Origin of the sequence: Laceyella sediminis (assembly GCF_003003125.1) — a bacterium.
In the GTDB taxonomy this organism is placed as follows: Bacteria; Bacillota; Bacilli; order Thermoactinomycetales; family Thermoactinomycetaceae; genus Laceyella; species Laceyella tengchongensis.
Map to the genome: position 1 here is coordinate 175,923 of NZ_PVTZ01000002.1, position 22,201 is coordinate 198,123.

Annotated in this window: 23 protein-coding genes; 2 read left to right on the forward strand and 21 right to left on the reverse strand. The window is 51.4% G+C overall.

Features of this window, described 5'->3' with window-relative positions; all coding sequences use genetic code 11:
* Nucleotide 1: 1 nt before the first annotated feature.
* The 5 genes from CLV36_RS03640 to CLV36_RS03660 all read right to left on the reverse strand — a co-directional run bounded on the left by CLV36_RS03640 (nucleotide 2) and on the right by CLV36_RS03660 (nucleotide 5,684).
* A complete protein-coding gene (locus tag CLV36_RS03640) occupies nucleotides 2-748 on the reverse strand; it encodes an acyltransferase (protein WP_022737416.1) in 747 nt (248 codons plus the stop codon).
* Between the two features lie 13 nt (nucleotides 749-761).
* Nucleotides 762-2,087: a nucleotide sugar dehydrogenase gene (locus tag CLV36_RS03645; RefSeq protein WP_181352813.1), complete on the reverse strand. Its 1,326-nt coding sequence runs from the start codon at nucleotides 2,085-2,087 to the stop codon at nucleotides 762-764.
* 10 nt (nucleotides 2,088-2,097) lie between these two features.
* The gene (locus CLV36_RS03650) at nucleotides 2,098-3,207 is read right to left on the reverse strand and encodes a DegT/DnrJ/EryC1/StrS family aminotransferase (protein ID WP_106341792.1); all 1,110 of its coding nucleotides are present in this window, start codon (nucleotides 3,205-3,207) and stop codon (nucleotides 2,098-2,100) included.
* Between the two features lie 36 nt (nucleotides 3,208-3,243).
* Nucleotides 3,244-4,272 (reverse strand): Gfo/Idh/MocA family protein, encoded by a 1,029-nt coding sequence (locus tag CLV36_RS03655; RefSeq protein ID WP_022737413.1) that lies wholly within the window; start codon nucleotides 4,270-4,272, stop codon nucleotides 3,244-3,246.
* 209 nt (nucleotides 4,273-4,481) lie between these two features.
* A complete protein-coding gene (locus CLV36_RS03660) occupies nucleotides 4,482-5,684 on the reverse strand; it encodes a glycosyltransferase family 4 protein (protein ID WP_022737412.1) in 1,203 nt (400 codons plus the stop codon).
* Nucleotides 5,685-5,797: 113 nt separating this feature from the next.
* Here CLV36_RS03660 and CLV36_RS17800 point away from each other — a divergent pair, with 113 nt between their 5' ends.
* Nucleotides 5,798-5,929 carry a hypothetical protein gene (locus CLV36_RS17800; RefSeq protein ID WP_022737411.1) on the forward strand — a complete coding sequence of 44 codons (132 nt, stop codon included), beginning with the start codon at nucleotides 5,798-5,800 and terminating at the stop codon, nucleotides 5,927-5,929.
* 55 nt (nucleotides 5,930-5,984) lie between these two features.
* On the opposite strand, the gene fabZ is transcribed toward CLV36_RS17800, so the two are convergent.
* From fabZ to CLV36_RS03690, 6 genes are all read right to left on the reverse strand, one after another.
* The gene (gene fabZ, locus CLV36_RS03665) at nucleotides 5,985-6,410 is read right to left on the reverse strand and encodes a 3-hydroxyacyl-ACP dehydratase FabZ (protein WP_029071973.1); all 426 of its coding nucleotides are present in this window, start codon (nucleotides 6,408-6,410) and stop codon (nucleotides 5,985-5,987) included.
* Nucleotides 6,411-6,655: 245 nt separating this feature from the next.
* Nucleotides 6,656-7,990: an NAD-dependent malic enzyme gene (locus CLV36_RS03670; protein WP_022737410.1), complete on the reverse strand. Its 1,335-nt coding sequence runs from the start codon at nucleotides 7,988-7,990 to the stop codon at nucleotides 6,656-6,658.
* Between the two features lie 83 nt (nucleotides 7,991-8,073).
* A complete protein-coding gene (locus CLV36_RS03675) occupies nucleotides 8,074-8,589 on the reverse strand; it encodes a CDP-alcohol phosphatidyltransferase family protein (protein ID WP_022737409.1) in 516 nt (171 codons plus the stop codon).
* Nucleotides 8,590-8,652: 63 nt separating this feature from the next.
* Nucleotides 8,653-9,471: a DNA-directed RNA polymerase subunit beta gene (locus tag CLV36_RS03680; RefSeq protein WP_022737408.1), complete on the reverse strand. Its 819-nt coding sequence runs from the start codon at nucleotides 9,469-9,471 to the stop codon at nucleotides 8,653-8,655.
* Nucleotides 9,472-9,730: 259 nt separating this feature from the next.
* Nucleotides 9,731-10,015, reverse strand: a complete 285-nt coding sequence (gene spoIIID, locus CLV36_RS03685; RefSeq protein ID WP_022737407.1) for a sporulation transcriptional regulator SpoIIID — start codon at nucleotides 10,013-10,015, stop codon at nucleotides 9,731-9,733.
* 216 nt (nucleotides 10,016-10,231) lie between these two features.
* On the reverse strand, nucleotides 10,232-10,921 hold the full coding sequence (locus CLV36_RS03690; RefSeq protein ID WP_022737406.1) for a M23 family metallopeptidase: 690 nt from the start codon (nucleotides 10,919-10,921) through the stop codon (nucleotides 10,232-10,234).
* A 154-nt stretch (nucleotides 10,922-11,075) separates the two neighbouring features.
* On the opposite strand from CLV36_RS03690, the gene splB reads away from it, so the two are divergent.
* Nucleotides 11,076-12,098, forward strand: coding sequence for a spore photoproduct lyase (gene splB / locus CLV36_RS03695; RefSeq protein WP_022737405.1), 1,023 nt, complete (start codon nucleotides 11,076-11,078; stop codon nucleotides 12,096-12,098).
* Nucleotides 12,099-12,134: 36 nt separating this feature from the next.
* On the opposite strand, the gene spoIID is transcribed toward splB, so the two are convergent.
* The 10 genes from spoIID to nuoI all read right to left on the reverse strand — a co-directional run bounded on the left by spoIID (nucleotide 12,135) and on the right by nuoI (nucleotide 22,185).
* Nucleotides 12,135-13,166, reverse strand: coding sequence for a stage II sporulation protein D (gene spoIID / locus CLV36_RS03700; protein WP_022737404.1), 1,032 nt, complete (start codon nucleotides 13,164-13,166; stop codon nucleotides 12,135-12,137).
* A gap of 245 nt (nucleotides 13,167-13,411) precedes the next feature.
* On the reverse strand, nucleotides 13,412-14,713 hold the full coding sequence (gene murA / locus CLV36_RS03705) for a UDP-N-acetylglucosamine 1-carboxyvinyltransferase (protein ID WP_022737403.1): 1,302 nt from the start codon (nucleotides 14,711-14,713) through the stop codon (nucleotides 13,412-13,414).
* Between the two features lie 19 nt (nucleotides 14,714-14,732).
* On the reverse strand, nucleotides 14,733-15,464 hold the full coding sequence (locus CLV36_RS03710) for a YwmB family TATA-box binding protein (RefSeq protein ID WP_022737402.1): 732 nt from the start codon (nucleotides 15,462-15,464) through the stop codon (nucleotides 14,733-14,735).
* A gap of 71 nt (nucleotides 15,465-15,535) precedes the next feature.
* Complete coding sequence (locus CLV36_RS03715) at nucleotides 15,536-15,778, reverse strand: DUF1146 family protein (protein WP_022737401.1); 243 nt, start codon at nucleotides 15,776-15,778, stop codon at nucleotides 15,536-15,538.
* A 150-nt stretch (nucleotides 15,779-15,928) separates the two neighbouring features.
* Entirely contained in the window at nucleotides 15,929-17,446 is a 1,518-nt protein-coding gene (locus CLV36_RS03720; RefSeq protein ID WP_022737400.1) for an NADH-quinone oxidoreductase subunit N, read from the reverse strand.
* Between the two features lie 4 nt (nucleotides 17,447-17,450).
* Entirely contained in the window at nucleotides 17,451-18,992 is a 1,542-nt protein-coding gene (locus tag CLV36_RS03725) for a complex I subunit 4 family protein (protein ID WP_106341794.1), read from the reverse strand.
* Nucleotides 18,989-20,839, reverse strand: coding sequence for an NADH-quinone oxidoreductase subunit L (nuoL, locus tag CLV36_RS03730; protein WP_106341795.1), 1,851 nt, complete (start codon nucleotides 20,837-20,839; stop codon nucleotides 18,989-18,991). The genes CLV36_RS03725 and nuoL overlap by 4 nt, the downstream gene beginning before the upstream one ends.
* Before the next feature lie 76 nt (nucleotides 20,840-20,915).
* Nucleotides 20,916-21,227: an NADH-quinone oxidoreductase subunit NuoK gene (gene nuoK / locus CLV36_RS03735; RefSeq protein ID WP_102993637.1), complete on the reverse strand. Its 312-nt coding sequence runs from the start codon at nucleotides 21,225-21,227 to the stop codon at nucleotides 20,916-20,918.
* Entirely contained in the window at nucleotides 21,224-21,736 is a 513-nt protein-coding gene (locus CLV36_RS03740; protein WP_102993638.1) for an NADH-quinone oxidoreductase subunit J, read from the reverse strand. Before CLV36_RS03740 ends, nuoK begins: the two co-directional genes overlap by 4 nt.
* Nucleotides 21,733-22,185 (reverse strand): NADH-quinone oxidoreductase subunit NuoI, encoded by a 453-nt coding sequence (nuoI, locus tag CLV36_RS03745; RefSeq protein WP_022737395.1) that lies wholly within the window; start codon nucleotides 22,183-22,185, stop codon nucleotides 21,733-21,735. The genes CLV36_RS03740 and nuoI overlap by 4 nt, the downstream gene beginning before the upstream one ends.
* Nucleotides 22,186-22,201: the final 16 nt, after the last annotated feature.

Consider the following 22,201-nt stretch of genomic DNA (forward strand, 5'->3'; position numbering starts at 1 on the left):
GTTACTCTTGATTTTCCAACAGTTCACGATCCGGAACATCACGCAGCACGCGGGCAGGTACGCCAACGTACAGCTTTTTCGGTTCCGTGTCTTTGTTAACCAGCGCTCCGGCCGCAATGAAACTTTCTTCAGCGACGGTAACCCCCGGCAACAAGATCGAACCGCCGCCCACGCGCGCCCCGCGCTTGACCAACGGACCCCGGACAAACTTGAAGCGCTCTTTGGTGCGCCCCATGAAGTTGTCATTGGTGGTGGTCACAGTCGGCGCGATGAACACCCGCTCTTCCAGCGTGGTGTATGCCGTGATATATGCGTTGGTTTGAATTTTGGTGAACGAACCGATCTCAACTTGATTCTCCACCGCCACGCCCCGGCCGATTACCACGCAGTCACCGATGGTGCATTTCTCACGCACCGATGCTTGGTCGCCAATCATCACTTCCCGACCAAACGTGCTACCGCGGTACAGCACCGTGTTAGCCCCGATCGTCGTCCCGTCCCCGATGGTCAGCGGCGCCAAGGAGGCATCCACTTTCACTGTGGAAGATTTGGCTGGTCTCGGCCAACGTCCCAATACACAGTTATCTGAAATAAATACGTCCGATCCGATAACAGTTCCTGCATGAATGGTCACATTATTGCCAATCGTCACGTTATCGCCTAAAACTACGCCTTCTTCAATAACAGAAAAGTAGCCGATGGAGACGTTTGTCCCCATCCGCACAGATTCATGCACCACATTTTTCATGAAAAACCCGCCTTTATAGTTTTTCGTAATCCGCTTCGATTTTTTGTACACCTTTCATCGCATTACGGGTGTCGAAGATCACTTTGGCTTTGCTTGCGATCGCTTCGTAGTCAAATGCTGTGTGGTCGGTGGTGATCAGCACAATGTCTGCGGAAGTGAGCAGTTCATCGGTCAATGGCACCGTTTCGTACTCTTTGCCGTCCACACGGAAGTTTTTGATATGCGGGTCGACCGTGACGAAATCAGCATTGTATTTTTCCAGCAGTTTTACAATTTCCATCACTGGCGATTCGCGGTAATCATCGATGTCTTTCTTGTAAGCGACGCCCAACACCGCTACTTTGGCTCCGTTCAATGCTTTGCCATAACGGTTGAGGATTTTCATGATGCGGTCGACAACAAAGTCGGGCATCTCGTTGTTGATCTCCCCAGCCACTTCGATCAAGCGGGTGTGATAGTTGTATTCACGCGCTTTCCAGGTGAGATAGAATGGGTCGATCGGGATGCAGTGCCCACCCAAACCAGGGCCCGGGTAAAACGCCATAAAGCCGTAAGGTTTGGTTTTGGCAGCGTCGATCACTTCCCAGATGTCGATGCCCATTTTGTTGCACAAGATAGCCATTTCGTTCGCCAATCCAATGTTGATGTTGCGGAACGTGTTTTCCAGGATTTTTTCCATTTCCGCCACTTTGGGGCTCGACACGACATGTACTTCGCCTTCCAGCACCGAGCGGTACAGTGCGGCCGCCACTTTGGTACACTCCGGCGTAACCCCGCCCACCACTTTGGGGGTGTTTTTGGTGTTGAACACTTTGTTGCCCGGGTCAACGCGTTCTGGAGAGTACGCGAGGAAGAAATCCTGACCCACCTTCAGGCCTGTCTCTTCCAAGATCGGTTGCACGATCTCTTCCGTCGTGCCCGGATAGGTTGTGCTCTCCAGCACGACCAGCATGTTTGGATGCAGGTATTTGGCGATGCTCTTCGCGGAAGATTCCACATAAGAGACGTTGGGTTGTTGGTATTTATCCAGCGGAGTCGGCACGCAGATGGCTACCGCGTCCACTTCCGCAATCAAGGAGTAATCGGTGGTCGCTTTGAGCTGACCGTTGTTCACAATTTCTTTCAGCTCTTCGTCAACGACGTCGCCAATGTAGTTGATCCCTTGGTTCACTTGTTCTACGCGGTTCGGCAATATGTCAAAGCCGATCACTTTGTAACCCGCTTTCGCTTTTTCAACGGCCAGCGGCAAGCCGACATAACCCAGGCCCACTACACCGATGACTGCCGTTTTATCTTGGATTTTGGTAAGTAATGTTTTTCCGCTCACGATCCATTCCATCCTTTGCCCATTAGTTGTTTGCATAGTATTCCTTAATGGTATCAACGATCATATGAATGGTTTCCGTCTCCAACTCCGCGTACAACGGCAAAGCGAACGTGCGGTTGGACATGTATTCGGACACTGGCAGGCTGCCTTTCTCATATCCCAATGGCTTATACACATCTTGTTGATGAAGCGGTACCGGATAGTAAACGCCGGTGGAGATGCCTTTTTCTTTCAGATAAGCCATCAACTGATCACGGTCATCCGCTTGCACGATGTACAGGTGGTAGATGTGCTTACGATCTTCAGCCGCAAATGGGGTGATGAGCGGAGTGTCTTTCAGCAGCTCATTGTACAGGGCCGCGCGCTCACGCCGTCCGTTGTTCCAATCATCGAGGTGGCGCAGTTTGATGCGCAACATGGCTGCTTGCATCTCATCCAAACGGCTGTTGTAGCCGATCATGCTGTGATAGTATTTGGGGTTGCTACCATGTACGCGCAAGATGCGAATTTTTTGGGCCAGTTCATCGTCATTGGTCACAACCATGCCACCATCTCCGTAGCCGCCCAGGTTTTTGGTTGGGAAGAAGGAATAAGTAGCTGCATGGCCCAGCGTTCCGATTTTGCGTCCTTTGTATTCCGAACCCAAGGCTTGCGCCGAGTCTTCCAGCACGAACAGGTTGTGCGCTTCAGCCAGTGCCATGATCTCATCCATGTTGGCCGGCTGACCGAAGATGTGCACCGGAATGATCGCCTTCGTCTTGTCAGTGATTTTCGCTTCGATTTGTTTGACATCGATGTTGTATGTTTTCTCATCGATATCCACGAATACCGGGGTCGCACCCAGCTGGGAAACAACTTCCGCAGTGGCAAAGAAGGTGAATGGCGTCGTGATGACTTCATCACCAGCACCCACACCCGCCGCATCCAGCGCCAACAACAGGGCATCCGTTCCGTTAGCCACGCCGATCGCATGTTTCACTCCTACATAACGGGCCACTTCTTCTTCAAACGCCTTCACTTCCGGCCCCATGATGTACTGCCCGTTATCCAACACCTTGGCCACCGCTTGCAAGAGCTCTTCGCGAATCGGTGCCATTTGCGCTTTAAGGTCCAACAGAGGAATCTTTTTCATGATCATCATGCTCCTTGTTTCGTAAGTGTTGTGAGTTTAACCGCGTTTCTTCAGGTCGTCCATTTTAACCGGCTTGCCAGACTCGGCGGCCTCTTGGCACGCGATAACGAGGCTGAGCGCTTGCCGCCCGGCTTCCCCGTCCACAATCGGCGCGCGGTCTTCACGGATGGCATCACACATGTCCTGAATGATGCATTGATGACCTGGGATGCCAAATGGATCTTGTTCCACACGTTGTTTGACTTGTTCCGCTTCTTCTTCATTCAGGTCCGCGAACGACCAATGCTTAATCCAGTTTGCCGTTGGCCCCCCGATGATGGCCGTTCCGCGTTCGCCGAAGATCGATAACGACTCTTCCAAGTTTTTAGGGTAAATGGTAACGGCCGCTTCCAACACGCCCAACGCCCCGTTTTTAAAGCGGATCACGGACACGGATGTGTCTTCAGCCTCAATATCGCGAATCCGCGTTGCGGCGTAAGAGGAAACCTCATCCACTTCACCCATCATCCACAACAAGAGGTCCATATTGTGAATCGCTTGGTTCATCAGGACGCCGCCATCCATCGCTTTGGTACCGCGCCATGGCGCTTGGTCATAGTATGCCTGGTTTCGGTTCCAACGCACCGTTGCGTTAGCGTGTCCGATTTTGCCAAAGGCTCCGCTGTCCAATTGCCGGCGGAGTTCCACCACAGCGGGGCGAAAACGGTTCGGATGCACCACAGCCATCTTGACTCCGTTTTTCTCGCAGGCCTCGATCATGGCGTCCGCGTCTTCCAAAGTCAAAGCCATCGGCTTCTCGACGATGACATGCTTTTTGGCCTCCGCCACTTGCAAGGTCAGTTTGGCGTGAAGGCCGCTCGGCGTGCAAATCGCCACCACGTCGACATCCGATTTCAGCATGTCGGCGAGGTCGGTATAAGCGGTCACCCCTTCCCGGGCAAACTCCTTCAAGCGCTCTTCATTGGTGTCGCAAATCGCTACCAATTGAGCGTCTTCCACCGCGTCAATCGCGGCAACGTGCTTCTTGGCGATATGGCCGCAGCCCACAATTCCAAAGCGTATCACAAATCTCCCTCATTTCTATTCAAGTTCATCTATCAAACATCTTGTTACAATTAATGTTTTATTTAATTCACATAGGTATGTTACAGGAACATTACAAACCTATCACCAACTGTAACATAGTTGAAATTTTTTGGGTATCCCCGCATCTAAAAAGTCATAAAGTTTTACGTTCTCCCGCTTGGCAACGCAGTCTCAGGGATTGACACACCCTAGCTCTGTTTCTCTTCCAACACACGCGCATACACCGCTTTGGTGTTCTCTGCGTTCTGTTCCCAAGTTAATTTCCGTGACGCCTCTAATGCTTGTTTGCCCATGGTGTCTATGAACGATTCATCTTCAATGAGAATTTTGCGCAGTGCGCGAGTGATGCTGTCCACATCTTGAGACTGGGCCAACAACCCTGTGCGCCCGTCTTGCAGGATTTCCCGGATGCCGCCGACATCGGTGGCGACCATCGCCCGCCCGCATCCCATCGTTTCTAACAGAATCGAAGGCAAGCCTTCACTCAAGCTGGTCAACGCCACCACATCCGCACTGTTGATCCAAACCGGAATCTCCTCGTACGGCTTTCGGCCTAAAAAGGTGACGCGTCCCTGCAATCCCAACTGCTCCACTTGTCGTTCCAATTCTGCGCGAAGTGGCCCTTCACCGATCAGATTCAAGCTCACTTCTTCACATTCAGCGGCAATCGTTCTAAACGCCTCCAACAGATAAGGAATCCCTTTCACCTGATACAGGTTGCCGACAAACAACACCTGCTTTCCAGACAACGGCAAATCCAATGTTTTTCGCGCAGCGCTTTTCTCCATCGGCTGGAATCGGCTGGGGTCAAATCCGTTGTAGATAGTGGCCACCTTCGCATCCGGAACCATCTGGATCACTTCTTGCCGCGCCCGTTCACTCACCGTAATGACAAAATCATTGCCACGTAGCGCCTGCTCGGTCCGCTCATAGACGCGCCGGCTCCGTTTGGGATAAAGCATCACGTCCGATCCGTGAACAGTGCTTACCACCGGCACGCCAAACGCTTGTTTCAGCAGACTTCCCGCATAACCATCGGGATAAATGGTGTGGCAATGGATCAACTCAAACGGAAACTCTTCATAAATGGATGGCAAAACCTTCCGCAACGCATTTACATATAGGTTACCGTATTGGGAAAAGAAAAACCCACCCGGAAACATCCGTGTCGGGACATAGTAGACGGGAATGCCGTCCAACTCCGTGCGCGCGGGCAATTGGCGATAACCTCGCCATTTGCGGTAAAGCGGAAAGTGCGGGATCGGCACAACAACACGCACATCCATTCCCGCCTGTTTCAACGCCTTTGTTTGATTGTGCACAAAAATGCCAGCCATTGGATTAACTTGATTTGGATACATGTGGGAAACCACCAGTACGCGGGTGCCCATCGTGATCACATCCTTTGCAGCGTGGGTAGGATTTTTTTCCTGCCAAACAACGCAGATAGATTGCACGAAAACGGTCGATAATAAAGACATCCACCATTCAGGAGAGATCTTTTATGAGAAGACAAAAAATGGCCAGTGACGCTTATAATTCCATGTTGGGCATTTTTAACGGGTTGTTGATCAGCTTGCCCGTATGGGGAGTGCTTTATTTTCTGTGGCGCATGCTGCACCTATGGAGTTGGTAGGTAACACGAGGCGGAAGGTCCCGCTCATGGGGACCTTCCGCCGCTATGTATTCGCTTATGAGATGGCGAACATCAATTCCCCTTCCGCCACTACTTTGTCTCCCACGCGCGCAATGCCTTTGCCTTTGCCCATGCTACCTCTTAAGCGGATCATTTCCACTTCAAGAGTGAGCGTGTCGCCCGGCTTCACTTGCTCGCGGAAACGGACTTTGTCAATGCCCGCAAAAAAGGCCAATTTCCCTTTGTTTTCCTCTAAGCCCAGCACGATGACCGCACCTACCTGCGCCAGGGCTTCGATGATCAACACACCCGGCATGACTGGGTAATCCGGGAAATGTCCTTGGAAAAAAGGTTCGTTCACAGTCACGTTTTTGATTCCCACCGCGTGCTTGCCCGGCTCCCACTCCACGATGCGATCCACCAACAAGAATGGGTAACGGTGAGGAATAATTTCTTGAATCTGTTTCACATCACATTTCATGGTTTGCTTCTCCCTTCATTTCAAAACGATTCCGGTGACCATTTGTCCTCATTATAGCGAAACGTATGGTAAAAAACTATGTTGACATGAGAACGAAATCAGGACGGATTCATGACAATCCCTAGCCACTGCCAGATTGCTGGCGGTGTTTCCCGCTCATATATGTAAAACAGCCGCAACAGGGCTTGTCCCCCGCAACGGCTGCACATTCACAATGATTCCATGCACGATTGCCCAAGAAAGATTTACAGGACAGGTTCCATCTCCATCTCCCGCTCGGCCACTCGCTCCACGGCACGGGCCACTTCCACATGCACCTTGGGATCAAGCGGATGGGGAACCAATTCTCCAGATGCGGTGCAATCAGCGATCGCCTGCGCAGCGGCCACCAACATGGAGTGGGTAATTTCTTTTGCTCCGGCATTTAGCACTCCGCGGAAAATACCCGGGAAGCCCAACACGTTGTTGACGGAACGCCCATCTGCTGCAAACGCGGCTCCAGCTTTGACCGCTTCTGCTGGTGTGATTTCCGGTTTCGGGTTGGACAGGGCCAGAATCACTTGCCCCTTGCGAACCATCTCCGGCTTGATCAAGCCCGGCACCCCTGTCGTGGCAATAATGATGTCACAATGCTCCATCAGCTCCTCGATGGATTGAAGCGCTGTGCCACCGTAACGACGCAACCGCTCTAGCGCCGCCTCTTGCCGGTCAACACCGCACATCTCTTTGACACCGTAGGCCATGAACATCCGGCAAATCGCCAGCCCAGCTGCACCCAAGCCGATCTGTCCCACGACGGCATCTTTCAAGTCAACGCCCGTTGAGCGGCAAGCAGAGATCACCGCAGCCAATGTCACCACCGCCGTACCATGTTGGTCATCATGCATGACAGGAATCGGCAACTCCTCTTTGAGCCGCTCTTCAATTTCAAAGCAATGCGGCGAGCCGATGTCTTCCAGCAGAATCCCGCCGAATCCTTGATAGATTTTTTTAATGGTGTTTACCACTTCATCCGGATCGCTGGTATTTAACAGGATCGGAATCCCGCTGATGCCCGCAAATCGGTCAAACAAAGCCGCTTTTCCTTCCATGACCGGCATGCCAGCCAATGAACCAATATTCCCCAAGCCCAAGATCGCGGTTCCATCGGTGACGATGGCCACCGTGTTGCCGATGCTTGTATAATAACGGGCCTTATCCGGATCATCCTGAATCACACGGCACACATCCGCCACTCCCGGCGTATACACGCGACGCAAATCAGCGAGCGAACGAATATCCATCCGGCTTTTCATCTGGATTTTTCCGCCTTCATGGGCACGGAGTACGTCATCAGACACGGCATGGACGTAGATTCCGTTTTCCAATGATTGAATCGATTGAATCACTGCATCTAATTGCTCTTTGCTCTCACAATGAACGGTAATGTCCCGGACAGTGGACAAGGGGCCGACTTTAATGGTGGTAATGTCCCCGATATCCCCGTCAGCCATTCCGATAGCAGTTGCCACTTTCCCAAGATTCCCCGGTTTGGACGGGGTTTCCACAATAATGGTTCGAATGATGTTGCGTACTGTCATCTGCGCACCCCCTAAATGTTAATCATACAAAATCTCAATTAATAAAAAAAGAATCGGTCTATTTTTACCGATTCTTTCCGCACTCATTCGCGAGGTACCACCCGCAATTGGAACAGATAGATTAATGACGTGATATAGGACAAGATAATAACAGACCAGAGGAAGACATGCGCTTGGGTATAATCCAGCATGAGCATAAATAAAGCAAGATAAAACAGCACCGTCGTCAGTTTGCCGAAAAAATTCGCTGGCAATGTCTTTTTTCCTTGAAGGTGAAAGATCGCCGAGTAGACGATCATCGCCACATCCCGCAAGAATATGGCTGCGGCCTCACCCAGGCTGATTTTGCCTGAGATGAGCAAGGACAAAAAGACCGCCAGCATCATCAGCTTATCCGCAAGAGGGTCCAACATGATCCCCAGCTGGGTGATTTGTTGCGTCTTGCGAGCCAAGTAACCGTCCACCACATCCGTCAAACCTGCGAGAAGGATGATCCCAAGTGCCCAATACATGCGCCCAGCCATATCGGAGAAGTACACGGCCAAATACAGCGGTATCAAAAAAAACCGCGCCAAGGTTAATAAATTGGGCAAATTCAATTCGGGGTCCCTCCTCACGCCATCAGATAAATGCAAAATCCCCGCCCTACACTTGCAAACGGGTTACGTTTTAAAGATCAAGTCGTAGATATGCTGCCACATACCCATATCAAAAACGTCGCCAGCCGGTTGTTTGCCGATCACTGCGTGACCCACAATCAACCCGATAATCAAGGCCGCCAGCAACGAAACAGGCAACCAAGCGATTTTTACAACTTTCTTCCAAGCCGGACGCGCATCGGCCTCATCCTGTCCCTTAACCTCTTCTGTATATTTCCCACGTTTCTCCTCTTTTGAAACATGCTCCGTCGATTTGGAAGCTGCCTCTTGGCCGGATTCATCGGCCTTGGCAATGTCTTCGGAGAAATCAACGGTATAGGCGGGTTGTTTATACTGAATCTCTGGCTCTTTATCGGCTTCGTCAACCGGAGTCAAGGAGTATTCTTTAAAATCGATGGGAGTCAGTGTGTCTTCTAGAGAAAGGTTGCGTTCAGCTTGATTGGGGGCCGGGGATTGGTCGGCCTGAACCGGTTCGTCCAATGCAGATTGGCCTTCTTGCCCAGCGGCAACAGATTTTTGAGCAAGCGGAAGAACCGATGATTGTTTATTGTCCGGACTCTGAAGGTCTTGTTCTCTGTCGACGGCACCGCTCTTATCCAAATTAAGATGGGTGTCTTGCACCAATTCATCTTCTTTGCTCCACTTCAGCATCCCCACTGGCAAGGTGTCTTTTTTGGCGCTTTTGGTGAGTTTTGGGCTTTCTTGCTCTTTGGGTTCTGGCTGCTGAGTTGCTTCGGTCAACGAGCTTTTTGCCTCTTCCTGCTGTGCGGGATGAACTTGATCCCGCTTGTTGTTGTCTTGGTTTTTATCTGGGTAACTCATCTGCATTCCTCTCCAAAGGCTTACTTCTCCAATTTGTTTGAAAAAAAAGCTCGTCCAATATAAAAGGCTTTAGTTATGTCTGTCACTATTCATAATTGAATATATCGTAACTATGAACATAAGTCTATACTTACACCGTATAGACGCGGGTCTGTTTCGTTTACAAAAAATAGCACCGGAAGAAGGGTGTAAACGGGGTGTGTATCACTTATACAAAGGATATTATGTCATGCTACCGGTGCCACAACCCGAATAAAATTTAAACTTTCATTGAAACTTCTTGGCATTCTGGTTGCGATCGCCGCTTGTACTTAATTTTTGTCGCTTCCCCTCCTCTTATGTGTCTGATCGACTTATGGTATTCCAGTATCTCTTTCACCTGGTTGGCCAATTCAGGATTGATCTCAGGCAAGCGCTCCGTTAAATCTTTATGGACTGTGCTTTTTGACACGCCGAACTCTTTGGCGATCGTCCTTACTGTGTTTCGCGTTTCCACAAAATAATTACCGATTTTAATGGTACGCTCCTTTATATAATCATGCACCCGCCCCGCGCCCCCTTTCGTCATGATTTGCTACATTATATTGGAAGGCACGTTCGGTTATTCTTTGCAAACAAGCCTGGACAAGAATAAACAAGCTTTTTTTTTGGATAAACTATGACAAGATCGCGAAGCCGCGCATAATCCTGTCATGGACAAATGGAATTGCCCACAACGCGTAAAAAGGCACTCTCCATCAAGAAGAGTGCCTGTCTTGGATTATTGTTTCGTTTGCGGCAAATATTGGGCCGGATTGACTGCCTGTTGGTCGCGTCCGCGAACCTCAAAGTGCAAGTGAACGCCAGCTTCTTTTTCAAACAAGTTGCGTCCGGCCTTGCCGATCACTTGGCCCTTTTTCACCATTTGCCCTTGTTTGACCCGAATGTCGTCCAAACTTTGATAAACAGTGGAAATGCCGCTTTCATGTTTAATTTCTATTTGATGGCCCAACACGGGATGTTCTTCGACGCGGATGACTTTTCCTTCCAGCGCCGCTACTACTTCAAAGCTTTTTCCATCTTTGCGAGCAAAGTCGATTCCAGCATGGGGCCAGAAAGCATTGGCGTAATCTACCAAAGCCGCTTCCCGGTCTTTTTTGGATTTGGCTTCATCATAAAAATCCATGGTTTTGACAGCGCCTGAATTTTTGGCCGTGGGCAACACCATATCATCATCGGTCGGGTTGGCCGGCATTTTTTCTTTAGGCAAGGAGGCGGGGATCGGCTTGTTCGTCTCCGTCACGCGGCTCCCATGTTCTTGGTACAACCAAGCAATGGTTAGAATCAGTGCTGCCGTCACTAGATAAATCGCTGGGAAAAACCACTTCTTCGCAAAAAGTTTTTTCCACTTCAACCGTTTTTGGACTTGTTCAAGAGATGTCACTGTTTTATTTGGTTCCTCAGGTCTCATGCTTGTATCACCTCAGGTACCATTCTCGACGGTTTATTTCCTTTTTATACCCAAGTTGGTAAATGTTTCGTCAATTCATGGACGTCGGACGCGCATGCGATTCATCTTCGCGCACCGGACCCGCTTTTAGACGAAAGAAGAAAGGAATGGTATCATGAAACCTTTCATGCCAGATCTCGTATACTTTGAACCCGACGCGCTCAAATACCCGTTGGGACAGGAATTGCATGAGAAGTTCAGCGCACTCGGCACCCCTGTCAAAATCACCCCGTCCCACAATCGCATCACCGACCTTCCCGGATCAACCGAGTTGGAAAAATACCGCATCGCCAAACGCACCTTGGTTGTTGGTATCCGCAAAACGCTGAAGTTTGAACCCTCCAAGCCGTCTGCGGAGTACGCAATCCCCCTGGCTACCGGATGCATGGGCCATTGCCATTATTGTTATCTGCAAACCACCCTTGGCAATCGCCCATATATCCGGGTCTACGTCAATTTGGACGAGATTTTCGCCCAGGCGCAAAAATACATCGACGAACGGGCACCGGAGATCACCCGCTTTGAAGCGGCCTGCACCTCTGATCCGGTGGGGATTGAGCATTTGACCGGATCACTGAAAAAAGCCATTGAATTTATGGCTACCCAACCTTTGGGCCGACTGCGCTTCGTTACCAAATTCGCTCACGTCGACTCCCTGTTAGATGCGGATCACCGCGGCCATACCCGGTTTCGCTTCAGCGTAAATGCCGATTATGTGATCAACCAAATGGAACCGGCCACCTCGCCGCTTTCCGACCGCATCGAAGCGGCTAAGAAAGTAGCTGCAGCCGGTTATCCACTCGGTTTTATTATCGCACCGATCATGATCTTCGACGGTTGGGAGGAACAATATGCCTCCCTGATCCGCCGGTTGGCAGAAGCCCTGCCTCCTGACCTGCCGGACTTAACTTTTGAATTGATTACCCACCGCTACACCGCGACCGCCAAACGCATCATCGAAGAGCGATATCCCAAAACAAAGCTGGCGATGAACGAGGAAGAACGCAAAAAGAAATGGGGACGATACGGACGAGTGAAATATGTGTATCCCGATGAACCCATGCGCGAAATAAAAGAAAAAATCCCTGCCTGGTTGAAAGCTTCTTTTCCAAACGCCGAAATCTGTTACATCACTTGATCGACCAGAGCAGCAACCGCCTGCGCTTGGCGATGCTCAGTCCAAGCGCAGGCGGTTGATTTCCACCCCTTGGTAGTAATGCTTGATGATCTCATCCACCGACTTGCCCTGCGCGGCCATCAGGTTGGCACCCCACTGGCTCATCCCTACGCCGTGCCCGTAACCTTTTGTGGTGATGATGACTTGACCATCCTTCATCTGCAATTGGAAGTCAGACGAAGGCAGGTTTAATGCTTCTCGCACTTCTCTGCCTTTAAACACTTCCCCGCCAATCCGTACCCGCTCAATCCGCGCACCTTGCGTCCGGCTGAGGACGGCAAACGACTGGTTGCTTGTGGGTTGCAATGTGGCAACAGCCAACCGTTTGCCGGTCGCATGTTCCAACTTGCTTAAAAACACGTCCGGCTTCATGCTGATACGGCTGATATACTTGGGCGACAATTGATCCCAGGGAGAGTCCACACTGCGCAAATAGGGGTACTTCTCCTTGAAATAATCTTCCGAGTTCTCCGTGCGGCCGTTGCTGGTGGAGAAAAAGGCCGCGTAGATCGGCTTGCCGCCGTAGGTGATAATCTGCCCCGCTGTGGCATGTACCGCTTCGGCCACTCTCCGTTTATTGTTGGGATAGTTGTAGCCCCATTTTTTGCGGAACACGGCGTCTGTCGCATACGCTTGGTGCTGTACCGTATCTGTCACATGGGCTCCACTGGCTTTTTCACCCCATTCTTTGGCGTCCAGCACTTGCCCTTTCATCAATCGGCCCACGATGTAGGTGCGTGCCGCCAATGCTTGGGCTTTTAAAGCTTCCGAATGGAATTGTGCCGGCATTTCGGCCGCTACCACCCCTTCAATATACGATTCCAAAGGTAGCTGAATCACCCGTTTCTCTTTGCTTAAATAAACACGAACCTGAAGCGAGCTTTGTCCCGTCAGATCCGCCCCTTCCTTCCCCAGCTTGTCCCCCGCATCTGCTGTATCCGCTCCCACCCATGACACCAGCAGTGCGGGAATTCCCATGATCACGAGCAACAATCCTGCTATGCCGATGAGTATCCCTCTTGAACCCATAACCGTCATCCTTTCTCCCGTGATCTCTTGCCGCGAGCCTGCAGCAATGAAAGATGCGTTTCTTGATCCCCCGCTCCAACAAGACTACGCTACCAATCTATGAAACAAAAACGGCTCTTTAGAACGAGATAACAGAAAACAATCGAAAAAGAAGCGGACACAAGCAACCATCCAGTAGAAACGCCAGCTTCCACGGGAAACAAAACAAGCGGCATCCCAAAGGATACCGCTTGTGCTGGCTTATCTTATGCAAATGTTTTTTGATGCACTGGACTTTCTTCCTCTTCCACTACATTCACGCGAGTGATATTTGCACCCAGCGCACGCAGTTTGCCTACAATATCGACATAGCCACGGTCAACATGGTGCAGCTCGGTCAATTCGGTCGTCCCTTCCGCCACCAAGCCAGCCAAGATCAGTGAAGCTCCCGCGCGCAAGTCGGTCGCTTTCACTTGGGCACCTGACAAGGGGTGACCTCCTTCAATGATTGCCGTGCGGCCGTCAATTTTGATCCGGGCATTCATCCGTTTAAATTCTTCCACATGCATAAACCGGTTTTCGAACACCGTTTCCGTCAACAGGCTATTGCCGTCCGCAGTCAATAAGAGAGCCATCATCTGTGACTGAATGTCTGTTGGGAATCCGGGGTATGGCAACGTCTTCACATCTACTGGCTTCAATTTTCCTTCCGCGCGGACATGAATGCCATTCTCCCCATCCAGCACATGCACGCCCATTTCACGCAACTTGGCGATCAGTGGCACCAAGTGGTCGGAGATGGCTCCTTCCACAAACACTTCCCCGCGCGTAATCGCCGCCGCCACCATGTAGGTGCCCGCTTCGATCCGGTCAGGAATGACCGTGTATTCCGTTCCGCGCAAGAAGTCAACCCCATCAATGCGAATTTCGTCCGTTCCGGCGCCGCGCACCTTAGCGCCCATCGCATTGAGGAAGTTGGCCAAATCAACGATCTCCGGTTCGCACGCTGCATTCTCAATCACTGTGCGACCTTCCGCCAAAGCGGCCGCCATCATGATGTTTTGCGTCGCTCCCACGCTCGGGAAATCAAGGTAGATCGTCGCACCTCTCAACCGGTCGGTAACACGCCCTTCGATGTAGCCATGTCCCGTTTCAAACTGCACACCCATCGCCTCAAACCCTTTTAAATGCAGGTCGATCGGCCGGCTACCGATGGCACAGCCGCCAGGCAGAGGGATGCGGGCATGCTTCTTCCGTGCCAACAAGGGACCCATCACCAACACCGAAGCTCTCATTTTGCGCATCAATTCATAAGGCGCTTCTGTGGAGGCTACCTTCTCCGCGTTGATGGTGACTTGATCTTCTTTCAATTCGACTTTCACACCCAAGCACTTCATCATTTGGGTGATCGTCTTCACGTCCTCCAGCATCGGGACGTCCAAAATGGTGATATCCCCACGTGAAGCCAGCAAAGATGCGGCGATCAGCGGAAGCACCGCGTTTTTCGCCCCATGCACCTTCACTCTACCTTTTAAGCGCGCTCCACCTTGAACAATGATCTTTTCCAAAACTCTTCCCCCCATTATTCTAGTATTCTATGGTTATGATGGGCGTTCCGATTGTCAGGACAACCGCGGGCCTTTCCGAATCCATCCGTGCGGCCACTTGCAGGTTCATCGAGCCGCGGCCCGTTTCAATACCCGCGGGCAACACGGGGGAGCGTGCGGAAAGGCTCACAGTGCGGTCTGTCCGCATCCCTTCCACTTCCCTCGCTCCCAACAGAGTCAGCACCTTTTGCGCATATTGCGCTAGCCCGGTCGTCACATGCAATGTTCTGCCTCGGATCGAAAAATGATAATCGGCAATAATTCCATATGATTGCAACAGTCTTGTACAACGTCTCTTCAGTGCTTGAAAGGATTGCGTCGGAACCCCTCGTCCCATCAATTGAAGTGACACGTATGGGGTAACATATTTATCTCCAAGTCTATCATGAATTACAATGAATTTGATTACTGTATTTCCATAGCGTTGATCGACAGCCGTGTATTTTACCCCATCTCGGCCGACGGTCTTGTGCACGTTCCCCGTACCCAGCCCATGCGATAAACGTTGTACCCAGTCTTCCAACTGCTGTGCTTGTATGGCTTGACGCAAGCGTCCCCCATGGTGCAGCGTGAAAACTTCTGGTTGAACGTTCAGGGTGTGCAAAGCCGCTAGCAACCGCTGTTCTGGTTCGATCGGTTGCATCTGGGCCCCTTGCAACAGCAGCGATAGCACAATGAGCAAGCCCCATTCGATTCGGCGCAAATTTTTCATTTTCAACCTCTCCCACGAATTGGCATTATTTCCATTTTTCGCATTCGTGGCAAAGATTATACCTTCCGCTTTTATCGCAACAGGGTGCCCACCAACCGTGACCATCCGAGATAGTCGATCACAAACGATGCCAAACCGTGCCCCAGCACAATCGAAACAACTGAAAGCAACAGTCTGGCCTGCATCACCCGGTTGGGGCGAATGAGGACATCCCAACGGACTCCCGTCAGAATCCACCAGCAAAACACGATGCTACCGAGGGAGATGAGGATGTTCACCAATGATTCCATCGCCAGTTGCCCTACTCCATTCATTTTATGCACACCCCCAATCGCAGGTTCTGCACATGGTATCATGGTACAAAAAAACGCCTTGAATAGCAAAGAATTTTTTATTACAAGTCATCAACATTAAACCCCCCGCTCGCTTTTGGCAAACGGGGGGTTTCTTTTGCGGCCGCACCGTCACTGGGGTGCGCCACTGGAGGCAATGGACAACACCGAAGTCCAATCCAATTCACCGATAAACGTCAAGAGCGGTTCGGGGAACAAACCCAAGCCGATCGTCCCACCCACTCCCAACAGGATGGCGATCGTAGCCAACCACGGCACCGGCACTTTTTGATCGGAGTAGGGAGGGAGAAAATACATTTGGCGTACAATACCAAAGTAATAGTAGTACGACACAATGGTCGTCAAGATCATCACCGCTGCCAACCATTCCTGATTGTTAAACAGCGTGCTGGTAATCAAATAAAACTTTCCAAAAAACCCAGCGGTCAACGGTAGCCCCGCCAAAGAAATCAGAAACAGGGTCATGGCTGCCGCCAACCACGGCGAACGGCGGGACAATCCTGCAAACGCGCTAATGCCTCCATGCCCCCGGTCTTTGGTAACGAATTCGATCACTACAAATGCCCCAAAGGTCATAAACAGATACGCGACCAAATAGAACAGCATACTAGGGAACAGGTCAAACGGCACCAAGCCAATCGTGGCAAACGGTACAACGAGGTATCCGGCTTGGGCAATGCTGGAATAGGCCATTAACCGTTTGGCATTGGTCTGCCTCAAAGCGATCGTGTTACCCAAAATCATGGACAAAGCAGCGACGATCATCAACATCCACGAGACCACTTCCATCCAGCTCGCGTCGGACATCAACGGGCTGTAAGCTACAAGGAGCACCCGGATGATAAAAGCGAATGCAGCGGTTTTGGACACGATGGCCAAAAAGGCGGCTATTGGCGTGGATGCCCCTTGGTACACATCGGGCGCCCACATATGAAATGGAACAAAGGCAACCTTAAAACCAAATCCCACCATCATCAAGAAGAGGGACAAGTAAATAAACAAGTGCCCTGAACCGCCCATCCCTTCGGCGAAACGCCGGCTGATTTCAAACAGGTTCGTGCTACCTGCAAGGCCGTAGGCAAACGACATCCCATACAGGATGAACGCGCTGGAAACTCCCCCGAGAACCACGTATTTCCAAGCCGCTTCATTGGCTTCCCCCCGCTCTTTGCGGATGCCCACCAAGATGTAGGAGGAAAGGCTCAGGAGTTCCAATCCTACAAACAACGTGATCAAATCAGCGGAGGAAACCATCACCATCGCCCCAAGCAAGGCAGTAAGGAGCAAATAGTAGTATTCGCCTTCCCGCGACTTCCACTCTTCCTTCCCCGACGCCAGGGAAAACAGAAAGACCCCGGCAGTTCCGGCCAGCAAAATCGCTTTGAACATCAAGCTAAATGAATCAATGCGATAAGTATCAGCCAAAATCTGATATGGCTCATGCCCGAACGCCATCGCCACGAACACGCCAGCCAGCACGACCGCCGCTAAGCCAAACCAGCCGATCACTTTGCGCGAACGCGATTCCTTCAGCAACAAATCAATGATGGAAAGGAGGGCGGCGGCAGAGACAATCACCAACTCGGGCGCCATCACCCTCAGATCAAAATCGAGCAATATTTGTTCCACGCCTCTACCCTCCTATTCCCGCTAAAATAACTTCCAGTGTCTGTTCCATCGGATAAGCCAGCACGGCCGGATAAACTCCGATGACTACGATTAAAAACACCAGTGTAAACAGGGAGCCGACTTCCCATCCTTTGACGTCGGCCATGTCGCTAAAGCGCTCCTTGAGCGGCCCAAAAGTGGTTTTTAAGCAAGCGCGCAACGTATACGCCGACGCCAGCACCAACCCTAGTGCCCCTACCGCGGCCACAACCGGACGTTCTTGAAACAATCCCAAGAAAGCCATGAATTCACTGATGAATCCTGACAATCCCGGTAACCCCAACAAAGCCATCCCCCCGAACAAAAGCAAACCCGACAGGATCGGCATCGGCTTGGCAAGGCCCCCGAGTTCGTTTAGCTCCGTCGTTTTGGTCCGTTCATACAGGCTACCGACAATGAAGAAGAGCAAGGCCGAAATCAACCCATGGGACACCGATTGGAACACTGCCCCCTTCAAGCCGGCCTCATTCATTGCAACCAAGCCGAACAGGATAATGCCCATGTGGCTAACGCTGGAATAAGCCAGCACCCGTTTCAGCTCCGTCTCCACAAAGGCCAGAATGGCTCCATACAGGATATTAACCAATCCCAATACGGCCAGCACCGTCGCCGCCCTATCCATCAATCCAGGAAAGAAACCGACGCCAAAGCGAATCAGCCCGTAGGCACCCATTTTCAACAATACGCCAGAGTGAATCATCACCACTGGAGTGGGGGCCTCGACATGCACCCGCAACATCCAGGAGTGGAAAGGGAACATCGGCAGCTTGATTGCGAACGCCACGATCAGCGAAATAAAAATCAACCAAACCAAGCTTACCTGTTGCGGTTCCAACAGATGGACCTGTTTGACCAGCCCGCCCGCCTGTTGTTGAATGGTTGCATAATCCAGTGAACCCGATAACAAGAGCAAACCGATCATGGCAAACAGCAGAAAGCCAGAGCCCAGCCCGTTGTAGAGCAAGAAGTGGTTAGCTGCTTTCTCCCGCCCTAGGAATCCCCAAATACCGATCAAGAAAAATGCCGCAACCAACGTCACTTCAAAGAAGATAAAGAACAAGAAGAAGTTGGCGGACAGAAAAACCCCGTTCATCCCGACAAGCAACAGCAACAACAACGTGTAATAAGCTTTGGTACGCTGTTTCACATACACAGAAGCAATGGCGGCCAATGTGGCAACAAGGCAGGTCAGCACCACCAGCGGCATCGACAGGCCATCCACTCCCATGCTGTAATTGAACACAAGCTTGGTCGCCGGAGCTTGCCGATTGATCAAGCCCAGCGGAATGTCAAACCACGGTATCGACTGCGCCCATTGTAGCCCTTGCTTCAATGGGTCAAACCGCCCAAACATCACCAACGCCAGCACCAATGACGGCAAGGTTCCCGCAATCCCCACCATGCGGTGGGCGCGGGTCTTATCTTGGGGCAAGAAAAGCAAGACGGCGAGGCCGATCAAGGGCGCGAAAGTGATGAGTGTCGGCAGTGCGTTTAACCATTGGGTCATTGGAACAACCTCCCCGCTGTCAAGCCGACGAATAATAGGACAAGTCCGATCACGCTAATCAAGGCATATGTTTGCGCCTGACCTGTCTGCAACCGGGAACCAAGGCCGCCGAACGCCGACATGAACCAGCCGCTCAAGTGGACGAGACCACCGATCACAAACCGGTCCCAGCCGTTGAGCACCCAACCGAACCCTTTGAGCGGCCAGACAACCAACACTTGGTAGCACTCATCCACATAGTATTTGCGCAACACCAGCTGATGGAGCCATGGTACGGCTTTTGCCCACTTGGTAGCATCCCATTTGCGCACGCCGTACATCATCGTCGCCAAGCCCATTCCCAAGACAGACACCAAGATGGCCACCACCGGCAACCAGAGCGGAGCTCCGGTCTTAGCCGACACAGGCGCCAGCCAATGATCGAACCAGTGTCCGGGCAGATTGGCCAAACCACTTGCCGTCGCCATGACCGCCAGCACAGCGAGTGGAGCCATCATCACGGTAGGCACGGCTTTGGTCTGAGCCTGGCCGCGACTTTCACCCGCGAAAGCGAGGAAAAAGAGGCGGAACATGTAAAATGCAGTGAAGAACGCCGCCAACAAGCCGATAACAAACAAATCCATTCTCCCTGCCTGATAAACGGCCGCCAGAATTTCATCTTTGGAGAAAAATCCGGCAAACGGAGGAATCCCCGCAATCGACAGACAGCCAATCAAAAACCACACACCCAGCCAGCGATGCGTTTTCCACAATCCCCCCATCTGACGGAGATCCTGTTGATGGTCGAACGCGGTGATGACCGCCCCAGCCGCCAAGAACAACAGCGCTTTAAAGAATGCATGCGTGGTCAAATGAAACACGCCTGCTGTATAACCCGCCGAGCCGAGCGCGAGCATCATGTAGCCCAATTGGCTCACTGTGGAGTAAGCCAACACGCGTTTGATATCGGTTTGCGCAATCCCGATGGTAGCGGCAAACAGTGCTGTAAATCCGCCAACATAAGCCACTACATCCATGGCTAAGTCCGATGCCGCAAACAGAAAAAAGAGATTGGCTACCAAGTACACGCCTGCGGCCACCATCGTCGCGGCGTGGATCAGCGCGCTGACCGGCGTGGGGCCCTCCATCGCATCGGGCAACCAGGTATGGAGTGGAAATTGGCCCGATTTGCCCACAGCACCGACAAATATCAGAATGGCGACCAATGACAGCCAGCCTGCGTTCAGTTGTCCGCTACTCACTGCCTTCGCCAGCGCATCCACTTCAAAACTGCCCACGCGCCAGAAGATCAGACAGATGGCGATAAACAGGCCGATGTCTCCGATCCGCGTAACAATGAACGCCTTTTTGGCGGCCTTTTTGGCCTCCGGTTTCGTATACCAAAAGCCGACCAACAAGAAAGAACAGACCCCAACCAATTCCCAGAATACATAAATCTGCAACAGATTGGCCGACATCACTAAGCCAAGCATCGAACAAGTGAATAGGGACAGATAGGCGTAAAACACGTGAAACCGCGCATCAGCATGCATGTAACCGTAGGAGTAAAGCTGAACCAATAAGCTGACGCTGGTCACGATCAACAACATCAATACTTGCAAAGGTCCCAACGTCACTGACAACTGGACCATTTGGTCTTCTATGGATAACCAGGGGAACTGCCATGCCAACAGTGGCCCTCCAATCGCGCTGTTCCACACCAGTGGCAGCGTCAACAGAAAGGAGAGCCCGGTCGCCACGATCCCCATTCCCGCAATGACAGGTTTCGCCCATTTCTTGCCCATGAGCAGAAACAGAAAGGCGAGAAAAGGAAAGAGGGGAATCAGCAAAGCAACATTTGTGCCCATATTGAATCCTTCCTTCTTTTGTTCTGATTAGAACGTATTTTGCATTCTGACCGTGAAAACGGCGCATTTCGGACGATCAGCCTTTCATCGAATTGTAACGATCCGCTTCAGCCGTTTCGCGGTTGCGGTACAATGCGATGAGAATGGCGATACCGACAGCGGCTTCCGCGGCCGCCACCGTGATCGTGAACAAAGTAAAAACTTGACCGGTCACTCCCGGGAACAATCCGTATTTGGAAAAAGCGACAAGATTGATGTTCGCCGCGTTGAGCATCAATTCGATCGAAAACAGCACCAGCACGGCATTGCGCTTGGTAAGCACGCCATATAAGCCAATGACGAAGAGGATCGCCGCCAAAGCCAAGTAAGAAGTAAGTGTGAGCGTCATTTTTTCCCCTCCCTCTTGGCCAAGATCACGGCCCCCACCAAGGCCACCAGCAGTAGCACCGATGTCAATTCAAATGGGATGACGTATTGTTTAAATACACTTCCCCCCAATTGTCCCACCGTGGCCGCTGCCTTTTGGGGCGCTTGGCTAACCAGTGGAGACCGGTAAATAACCCAAATGAGCAAACCGAACAACGCCCCAGTCGCGCAAAAACTGATGATGCTATGCCAGGAGCTAATGGATGGTTGCTCTTCCTCTTTATGCTTGGTCAGCATGATGCCGAACAACATGAGAATCGAAACCGCACCCGTGTATATGAGAATCTGGATCACCGCCAGAAATTCCGCTTCCAGCAACAAGTAGATCCCCGCAATACTGAAAAAAGTAAATGCCAGCGACAAAGCCATGTGAATGACGCGGGTAGCATTAATCATGAATACGGCTCCGCAGATCGCCATGACTGACAGGATGAAAAACGCGATGAACTCGCCGGAAAACTGAAAACTCATTTTGCTTTTCCCCCTGCTTTCGGCATGAGATTGGTGCTGTTTTCCGAACGGATGTGAGTGTTGTTGTTGTGGAGCCAGTTTAAATCCTTAAACAACTCATCCCGGCTGTACACCGCCAATTCGAAGTTGTTTGTCATCACGATCGCTTCCGTCGGGCACACTTCTGTACACAAATCGCACAAGATGCAAATTTCAAAGTTAATGTCGTAGGTATCGATGACTTTGCCCTTTTGTTCCGGATCTGGATGCTTCTTGCCCGTCAACGTGATGCAATCCGTCGGGCAGATGCGCGCACATTGGTTGCAGACAATGCATTTTTCAGGATCAAAATGCTGAATTCCGCGAAAGCGATCTGGCATGACCAGCGGCTCATCCGGATACTTGTAGGTGACTTTGGGTTTGGCCATATTTTTTAGGGTGATGCCCAACCCTTTAACCAGTCCTAACATCGCCAATCACCTTCCC